This is a genomic window from Streptomyces sp. 35G-GA-8 (assembly GCF_023534745.1).
Classification (GTDB): Bacteria; Actinomycetota; Actinomycetes; order Streptomycetales; family Streptomycetaceae; genus Streptomyces.
Genome location: NZ_JAMHJQ010000078.1, coordinates 1 through 305, shown reverse-complemented (window position 1 = coordinate 305; position 305 = coordinate 1). Strand labels below are relative to the sequence as shown.

The 305-nt window shown below is 68.5% G+C and carries 1 protein-coding gene; it reads left to right on the top strand.

All coding sequences use genetic code 11. The annotated features are described in order from the left end of the window. On the top strand, positions 1-305 hold a 305-nt coding region (locus M1203_RS38600; protein WP_249954530.1), incomplete at both ends, for a transposase family protein.

The window sequence follows — 305 nt, the reverse complement described above, 5'->3', positions numbered from 1 at the left end:
GGCCGTGGAGCCTTCCCCTGGAGGACCGGGCCCTGCTGGTCGCGGCGTACTGGCGCACGAACCTGACCATGCGCCAGCTCGCCCCGCTGTTCGGGGTGTCCAAGTCGGCAGCGGACCGGATCATCAACCACCTCGGGCCGATGCTCGCTCTCCAGCCCCGCAAGCGGTTCGCCAAGGACACCATGCTCATCGTGGACGGCACCCTGGTCCCCACCCGCGACCACGCCATCGCCGCACAGTCGAAGAACTACCGGTACTCCACCAACCACCAGGTCGTCATCGACGCCGACACCCGCCTGGTCGTC